General features: G+C 56.1%; 7 protein-coding genes. 5 read left to right on the forward strand and 2 right to left on the reverse strand.

Annotation, left to right across the window (positions count from 1 at the left end):
- The first annotated feature begins 202 nt into the window (after positions 1-202).
- Positions 203-1,657, forward strand: coding sequence for a hypothetical protein (locus BMY71_RS23530; protein ID WP_139202722.1), 1,455 nt, complete (start codon positions 203-205; stop codon positions 1,655-1,657).
- 17 nt (positions 1,658-1,674) lie between these two features.
- On the opposite strand, the gene BMY71_RS23535 is transcribed toward BMY71_RS23530, so the two are convergent.
- Both BMY71_RS23535 and BMY71_RS23540 read right to left on the reverse strand, forming a co-directional pair.
- Complete coding sequence (locus tag BMY71_RS23535; protein WP_139202723.1) at positions 1,675-2,238, reverse strand: Cap15 family cyclic dinucleotide receptor domain-containing protein; 564 nt, start codon at positions 2,236-2,238, stop codon at positions 1,675-1,677.
- Between the two features lie 537 nt (positions 2,239-2,775).
- A complete protein-coding gene (locus BMY71_RS23540; RefSeq protein ID WP_244526148.1) occupies positions 2,776-3,654 on the reverse strand; it encodes a BrxR family helix-turn-helix transcriptional regulator in 879 nt (292 codons plus the stop codon).
- Between the two features lie 120 nt (positions 3,655-3,774).
- On the opposite strand from BMY71_RS23540, the gene BMY71_RS23545 reads away from it, so the two are divergent.
- The 4 genes from BMY71_RS23545 to BMY71_RS23560 are packed head-to-tail and all read left to right on the forward strand — an operon-like array spanning position 3,775 to position 8,284.
- Positions 3,775-4,941: a patatin-like phospholipase family protein gene (locus BMY71_RS23545; RefSeq protein ID WP_244526149.1), complete on the forward strand. Its 1,167-nt coding sequence runs from the start codon at positions 3,775-3,777 to the stop codon at positions 4,939-4,941.
- Positions 4,934-6,007, forward strand: coding sequence for a cyclic GMP-AMP synthase DncV-like nucleotidyltransferase (locus tag BMY71_RS23550; RefSeq protein ID WP_092686309.1), 1,074 nt, complete (start codon positions 4,934-4,936; stop codon positions 6,005-6,007). The genes BMY71_RS23545 and BMY71_RS23550 overlap by 8 nt, the downstream gene beginning before the upstream one ends.
- Positions 6,000-7,814 carry a ThiF family adenylyltransferase gene (locus tag BMY71_RS23555; protein WP_092686310.1) on the forward strand — a complete coding sequence of 605 codons (1,815 nt, stop codon included), beginning with the start codon at positions 6,000-6,002 and terminating at the stop codon, positions 7,812-7,814. Before BMY71_RS23550 ends, BMY71_RS23555 begins: the two co-directional genes overlap by 8 nt.
- Positions 7,811-8,284, forward strand: coding sequence for a Mov34/MPN/PAD-1 family protein (locus BMY71_RS23560; RefSeq protein ID WP_092686311.1), 474 nt, complete (start codon positions 7,811-7,813; stop codon positions 8,282-8,284). Before BMY71_RS23555 ends, BMY71_RS23560 begins: the two co-directional genes overlap by 4 nt.
- Positions 8,285-8,545: the final 261 nt, after the last annotated feature.

An 8,545-nucleotide genomic window follows, 5' to 3' on the forward strand; every position in this document is an offset into this window, starting at 1 on the left:
TAGAGAACTCCGGGCTCTACTTGACTCGTTTTGGCTTCTGCCGCCTCTGCTCTTCTGAGTGCAAATCGGCTCGTGTCGGAAAAAATGTATCGTCATCCGCCAGGGGACGTTCGTGACAACGGGCTGCAGCCCAATAAGCCCTGCAAGTTCTGACGGCAAGAGTAGTCTTGACCATCGAATAGGATGCCGCGATGGTACTTATATGAGCTCGCTGGCTACCGAATTTCCCGTACGATCTATCCGTGACCGCGCGCAATTTGTGGCGCAGGTTGTGTCATGGCTAAAGGGAACGAGTTACAGCACGATCCTTGATCGCCCTCATGAGACCGATCTTCACGGCGACACCGCACATCTGCGATCCAAAAGTGGCGAGGAATTGCGATTTCGCGAATTTTGCGAGGGAGGAAGTCTCACGGCTATCGGATGTCGCCATGACTTTCCTGATAACGAGGGTCGCGTCTGGCGAACCGAGGCCGTACTACGTCGCGATACACCAGTGTCTGGCCAAGACCTTATTCGAGTACGCACTCAATGTCTTGCCAAGCACCATGACGCCCGTGTTTCATTTCCCCGCAAACCATACCTCATCAAGGCGTTGCTGAACGACAACTGGGGTGGGACTGACGGTGATCTGTCTGTCTCCGATGTGCCGGTGTGGTTGGCCGATACTGTTGAGGCATTGAATGCTGCGCATGCGGCAACCATTGGCGCTGCCACAAAGCACCTTCCTGTTGTCTACGTATCGGCAGTAGGGACGTCGAAATGGGTCCTGGACGCCAAGCAGATCGAAAAGCTGGCCTTCGATCTTGGAGGCATTGCGCACGTTGTCGTGGAACCAAACAGTGCGTTTTCCTTCAGGCTCCGTGATCTCACCGGCGGCGTGAATGCTTATGGTGGCACGATTGCCGTTTCAGCTCCAGGCCGGGGAATCATTAGGCAAGCCCGCCTAGGTTTTCGTGCCCCCGATCCTGAAGAACTGCTTGTCTTCGTACGTAACACAGCCACGAACCTCCGAACTCAAATGCCCACTGAAGGGTGGGACTGGACGGAGCTTCAGGAACAAGCGCTGCGCCTGCAGCGTGAACGCGACCGCAACAAGCTGAGCGTTGCGGACATGGACGCGCTTTACAAGGAGGAGGTGGTCAATCTTAAGGAGAAAATTGTCCAGCTCGAAGAGCAGATTTCATCGAGGACCGAACAGGAATCAGCCGAAGAAGAAGATCAGTCCTTACTTGGGATACTTGGGAAGAAGCTCGGTTCGGAGATCTATAGGGGAGAGTTTGCCGACAGACTACGAATGGCTGTTCTGGATTGCCTCTCGCGCGCAGAGCAGACTGGCCTCGATGACCGATCAAAGTTTGTTCTTGGGGTCATTGCAGATGGATTGCCATTATCACCTGAGCTCGGTGAACTGCTTGACGATCTCAAAAGAGCGACCAAGGACCCGAAAAAGGTCGCCTCTGAATTGACGTCGCTGCTCGCCCGTCACGGCTACCGTGAGAAGTCTGATAACCGCCATATCCGCCTAGAACCTAAATCGGGATATGACGGACTTGACAACATTACGGTGCCAAAGACTCCAAGCGATTCACGCGGACTGATCAATTTACGAAAGCAGGTCGAGCGTACATTAGGTATTGCGAGGTTATCTGAATAACTGTGACAGGCCGTAGATTAGCTCTTGCCTCGTTTGCGGGTGAAGGTCACCGTGCCTGTGCCCCCTTGCTCCGTGTAATAGCTTCCGGCAAGCTTGTTGTTGCCTTGCGCAAGCCTAATGATGGCAGTCCCGCGATAGCGGTAGGATGGCGGTGGAAGAGTTTCCTTTTTGTGAGTTTCGTAAACATAGAGAAGTTCGTGCCGAAAATTTGATAGCTTTCGGGGGTAGACTACCATGGTTTCCGATTCGGCCATTTCGGTGGTGAGCACGAGTGATATCGTGGCGACATTCTGATCTATGTGAAGGTCCGCCTTGATTTCTCGTTCGCCGTTGGCAGTCGTGAATACCACGTGGCCCGTCCATTCGCCGCCAAGATTAGGAAAAATGAAGAAGCTGTATCCCGGAATGAAGCGCCACGCGAAATAGATGAATGCAAGAGATATCAGTTGGATTACACTTGCAACCTTCGTCGCAGTCGCAAACGCCGCCGTAGGATCGGCGCCCAACAAGAGAAGCGACGCCATTCCTGCTGCAATGGCGGCGGCATACACGATAAGGTTTACTTTAATCAGATGTTGCACGATCGTCTCTTATGACAATGTCTTCGCACTTTAACGACCTGATAGGATCTGTTAGCCCAGCATACCTTGCTTCCCCTGAGAATGCACTTCTGCTTTGTCTTTGTGCAAATGCCATTCCAAGCATTTATGCTTGGCCAATGCCGCGGGATCCTCAACCCGCAACGGGAATCCCCATCGATGAAAGCTTTGCTGCTTCTTATGAAGCCGCGTTATCGACAAATGGCGCGATTCACGACGGCGCGATCATGGCTTGCAGGTCAGGCAGAGGTTACACTGTGCAGGGATGGTCTTATCGACTACTCCCACCCCCGATACCGCAGGGCGGCGATATCAATCGGGGCACCGCTTTCCACAGCTGCCTTGCTATGTCGGCCGTGGGCGGTGTCGATGGCGTAATTCTTTGCAGTCGCGGTGAGGCAATTGTGTTTTGTGACGGCCTGATTGCCGGCCGAAACATTTTGTTATGAGTCAACCCGTAGGCCGTATCGATCATCAGGATAGGACTGGCTGTCCTTAAGAGTCCGCGCACTATTTGCGCTAGTAGATAATGGTCTTTAGGGCTTTGTCGTAGTCCTTACGGTTTGCAACCACGATTGGAGTTTCTTTGGGGCGATCTTGCTTTTCAGCGACGTCGAGACGTAGTCGCTTGTCGAGATAGTATAGAAGAGCTTGACGGACCCGGATTTCCGTTTTCCCCTCGGTCATCCCGAAATCCAATTCAATCGTGCGTTGCTGCGCCGGGGCCAATTTTGGATTAGGAATGAGCACGACATTGAAATAGGTGAACCAGCCCGAGTCCTTGTTTGCCTCTATACGCGCCGGTCCCATATTGCCAACCTGAAGGCAGCGGGAAATAATGAAGTCTTTGAACTTGCTCTCCAGGTGACAATACGCGCGAATGTGCCAACGCAGGCCATCAGAACCGAACGCGTGGGGCGTTATCTCCCGCCACATAGGTTCGGGGCGTGAATCGTTCATGGATTGATACTGGATTGAGATTGAACGTTGCCCCCGTATCGCCGTCAGGAATTTCTGAAGGAGGATCGGGTCAACCCGGCGCGCCGGGACTGGGGTGACCCCGGCCTCGGGAAAATCTCCGATCCACGTGTCCAGTGGGGCAATAACGTCATCGGCGACAGCTTTTAGCTGCGCGAGATATCGCTCGGCGTTTGGTTTCAACAGACGGGGCACAAACCTCTCTGTTGCCCTGAAACGCTTTGCCTTGGGATCATATTCCAGATTGTCGGGCGCCAATTCCTGGTATCGGGCGAGGTCCGCCGACGCTTGAGGGACCGACACACCAAACTGGTCCACAATATGGGAGCGATTCATCCACCCGTCCCAATACAGCCGGAACTCTATGAATTCCAAGCGATTTTCGACGCTCCAGCGCATGCGACGTACGGACTCGGTCATGCCATCCTCGTTAGATCAGATAAGAAACTTGACGGATCGTGCGAATCCGTCCAGTAAAGTTTCTATTCGCATCTGATGGGGGTGGTCAAGCGTGCCCCGTCTCTTGGAGTCGAGGTAAGCATGAGCATGGAGATAAAGCCTTTTCGGGTCCTGAGCCTGGACGGCGGAGGTATGCGGGGAACATACACCGCCACTTACCTCGACCAAGTTGCTTCCGCATTTGCACGGCGGCGCAAGATCGGACCGCTCGACATGGGCGCATCATTCAACCTCATTGTCGGCACGAGTACCGGCGGCATTATCGCTTGTGCGCTTGCTGCCGGCGTTCCTCTTTCCAAAGTGGTTGATCTTTATCGCCTTCATGGTGCGGCGATTTTTCGCCGTCCACTCCCTTCCAACCTCATCGGGGCGGTACCCGACAGTTTCCGTCGGCCTGCAGCGCTGGCGGAAGGCGAAGCTGCATTGCAGCTGGCACTTGAAAATGTGCTCGGTCATATCACCCTCAAGGACATTTATGAGCAGCGCGGGATCGCGCTGGCGATTACCGCCGTTGAGATGAGCCAGCACCATGCGTGGGTTTTCAAGACCCCGCATTTCGCGGACACTACCCATCGCGACGATGCCTATACGCTCGCCGAGGTCTGTCTTGCCACGAGTGCGGCACCAATCTTCCGGTCCATGGCCGCCATCAACCACGCCGACAACGGCGGCAAGGGGTATAATGTCTTCGTTGATGGCGGCCTCTGGGCAAACAACCCTGTTCTTGTGGCCCTCATTGAGGCGCTTGATATTGCCGAGCCGGGCCAGCCTATCGAAATCTATTGCCTCGGCACGTGCCCTGTACCAGCCGGTGAACAGATCGCCCGAGAAAATGTGCATCGCGGCCTACCAGATTGGCAATTCGGCGGCGACGTCGCAGCGCTCTCAATCGACGCGCAGCAATTCGCATATGATCACATGGCGAAAAAGCTGGCGCGGCATTTCAACCGGCTCTGCACAATCATTCGCTTCCCGGCCGACAAGGTTCCGGCTGCGCTGATCCCGTATCTCGACCTTGACGACACGCGCGAAGAGGCAATCAACGCGCTTATCAATCAGGCGCGCACGGACGCGGATATGACCAACAGCAAGTGCGCGTATCGGGACCGCGATCCCGAGGCCGCGATGATTTGCTCGCTCTTCAATTCTGCGCCTGAGCGAACTGAACCCCCAATGAAGCGCCGGGTCTCGCTTGAACAAGGACCCACCACAACAGTGTCTAGCAGAAAGGATGATACCCATGTTTAACTGCCACGACGACGTCCTCGCCCATCACGACGAAAAGGTCACGCTGCCGCAGTCAGAGCGGACTACGATGCGTGATCGCCGCAACGCCAACCGTGACCGTCTGAAGAAGGGGCTGAAAGAAAAGAAAAAGCCGACACCGCTCGAATTCAAGAGTCAGGGCAGCTACGCCATGAAGACCATGGTTCAGCACCCGGAGAAGGATTACGACATCGACGATGGCGTTTACTTCGCGAAAGAAGACCTGCTCGGCGAGCGCGGCGCGGAAATGACAGCCTTGCAGGCACGACAAATGGTGCGCAACGCGCTCGACGATGGCAGCTTCAAGACGCCACCGGAAGTTCGCAATAATTGCGTGCGCGTTTACTATGAAGCTGGCTATCACGTTGACGTGCCGGTCTACCGCCGTGTAACGACTAAGGACGTGTTCGGCACCGAGACTTATCACTATGAACTGGCCAGTACCGACTGGAAGCGCTCTGATGCGCGCGATGTCACCGAGTGGTTTGACAAGGAAAATACGCGGCAGAGCCCCGATAGGGAAAACGGGCGTCAGCTCCGGCGCGTGACGCGGCATATCAAGAAGTATGCCCGCAGCCGTGATAGCTGGTCGGGGCAGATTTTGAGCGGTTTCGGCATCACCAAGCTGGTGACCGAGTGCTTTCGTAGCGATGCGGACCGAGAGGACAAGTCTTTGCATGACACGATGAAGGCGATCCGTGACCGGCTCAACATCAACCTCGTTGTCCAGCATCCAGTCACCCCGAACGAGACGATTACGAAGGGCAATGACGACGCGAACGCACGGTTCCTGCGAGAAAAGCTGACGGAGGCGGTCGACAACCTTGCGCCGCTGTTCGAGGCTGACTGCACCCGGAAGAAGGCGCTGGGCTGCTGGGACAAGGTGTTCGCCACGAACTTCTTCACTGACCGGCTCGAAAAGGCTGCAAAAGCCGCAGCGGAAGCCTCTGTCGCCGCGCCCTCTATCATTTCGGCGGGCCTTTTGTCGAGTGCGGCGGCTGCATCGCAAAACGCCGTGCGCAAGGAAGGCGGCGGGCGCTATGCCTGACGTTGCGGCTGGGGATCGATCAGCAGCATGGGCCTTCGAGGATGCCCGCGCCGCGGTTGCTGCGTGGCTGGCAGAGTCAGGCTTCGGGGCAAGGAGCCTTGCAGCGGAGGAACTCGCGGCGGGCAGTCGTACTTTCGGGGCAGGATGGCTGCTTACCGTGGAGTTCGCGGATCGGATTCGTCGGTTGGAGCTGCTCCTTCCGGTTGGATTCCCCTGGCTGCTACCCCGTGTTGCACTCGTGGATCGTCCACCATTCCTGACGTGGCCACACGTCGAACGCGATGGCCTACTTTGCCTTGCGTCTAATATCGCGGAAGGTGATCCGAATGACCCCGTCGGCACTGTCAAGGCAATGCTTGGGGCCGCAGCCGACCTTGTCGAGATGCTTGTTGCCGGTGGCTACGAATCTGAATTCCGCGATGAGTTTGCGACATATTGGGAATATGCGGCTGATCCGGGAACTTCCATGATCAGCCTGCTGCGATGTGAGCGGCCCACTCGCGAGGTGCGGGTGTGGCGCGGGAAAAACTATTACCTTCTCGCCGAGAACGAAGCAGACCTCTTACATTGGCTTGAAAATAGAAATGGTTCAAGGCCTCAAGGATTTTCAAGCGAGCCCGCCGGTTTTGTCTGGCTGAACCAGGCTCTCATCCCGGCCGAATACCCGGCAACGGGATATGCATTCCGAGCGCTTGTCACGCGCGAAGATGCGCAGTCCGGACCGCTACTGAATCGCCTCGCACGCGGGGAACTCCCGAAGATCGTGACGGCACTCGGAATGCAAACCGCAAATGGTCCAGCCATTGCCGGTGTTGTCATCGAGGAGCCCGCAACCCGGAAACATGGAGCGCGTGATCCTCTTACAAAGGGCTTCCGCCGCGGCACCGTGCCCGAGGGAGTGCTGACGGCCCGATATTTTGGGAGCGGCAAACTAGCGCGCCGGCCCGTTCACCGTGTGGACGCTGCATGGATTCATGGGCGTGGCCAGGACAGTCGCTCTCAGCGCCTTTCCACCATGCGCGTAGCCGTTATCGGTTGCGGGTCGATTGGAGCCGTGGTTGCCCTTGCGTTGGCGCAGGCTGGCGTTGGGCATCTCAACCTCATCGACCCCGATGTGTTGAAGTGGGCGAATATAGGACGGCATCCGCTTGGGGCCACCTGCGTCGGGATGTTCAAGGCGGAAGGGCTCGCAAGGAAACTGCACTCTGAGTTGCCCCATATTGTCGCAAAGAGGTTCAACGTTGACGTCGATACCGCGATACGCAGCCATACCGACATGCTCCGCTCGTGCGATCTAATCATTTCCGCGACGGGGAGCTGGGTCGCTGACGGCCGGCTTGACGCCTGGCACGCCGATGAAGGCCGTTTGATGCCGATACTGTACGGATGGACGGAGCCGCATGCCATCGCTGGTCATGCCGTGCTGATCGAGAACGACGTCGCCGCCTTGACCGCTGGATTTGACAGGACCGGCCTGCCGATTTTCCGTCTGACTGAATGGCCAAACGGTGACTTCACCCGCCAAGAGCCCGCTTGCGGGGCTGTTTACCAGCCTTACGGTCCTGTTGAACTCGGGTTCGTCAACAGCCTTATAAGTGAAGTCGCAATTGATGCACTTCTGGGCGACGCGTGCGGTGCAACTCATAATGTTTGGGCAGGGTGCGCAAAGAGGCTGCGCGAACTCGGAGGGAGATGGACTGAAGCGTGGTGTGCAGATGACGGTTTCCGAGAGGAAGGGCGCATCTCTGTGACCCGTCCCTGGCCTACGTCAAAGGCGGCCCAATCTGTCGGCGAGCAAGCGGCATGATCGCTTATCCTATAGGAATATCCGGGCAATGCCTTGTCTTCTCGACCGGCGTTCTCAATCACTTGGCTAAGCACCGCCAAACGCATTGGTGGCATGCCGAAGCCGGCGGCCAGTTGTTCGCTCGGTTTGAAGTCCCCAACATTGTGGTCGAGAAAGCGACAGGGCCACGAAAGTCGGACCGGCGTAGCCGATTCTGTTATGTGCCTAACCGCAGCATCGAGCAGCGCGAAATCAACCAGTTACATGGTGAAGGGCTGCACTTCATTGGCGATTGGCACACGCATCCCGAATCAATCCCTTCTCCATCGTACTGGGATGCCGAAAGCATGCGAGATTTGTTCAACCGGTCCGATCACAAACTCAACGGGATAGTGCTGGCGATCGTGGGACGTGAAAGTTTTCCCTTGGCCCTGTCAGTGTGGGTCTATGCAGGGGCTGAGGTGATAAAACTTTCCCAATCTGGTCTGTGACCAACCCTAAATCGTCGCTAAGCAGAAAGTCTGCGCCCGAGCGAATAGATGATTGTGAATCAACAACATGGGCAGGGGAGTAAGAATTTAGCTAATGCGTTGAAATAGTTGAATAACTAGACAGCTTTGGCGACCAATTATTCAGTGCTAAGTGACAAGAAATCACCTAGCAGGCTGTTGAAAAAGGCACTGGCGGCAGGCCTCTCGGCATGATTCCCTTCGATGCGAATGCTTCGAGGGGAAGACGATGCGTGGAAGTGA

Source organism: Rhodopseudomonas pseudopalustris, from assembly GCF_900110435.1.
GTDB classification, from domain to species: Bacteria; Pseudomonadota; Alphaproteobacteria; order Rhizobiales; family Xanthobacteraceae; genus Rhodopseudomonas; species Rhodopseudomonas pseudopalustris.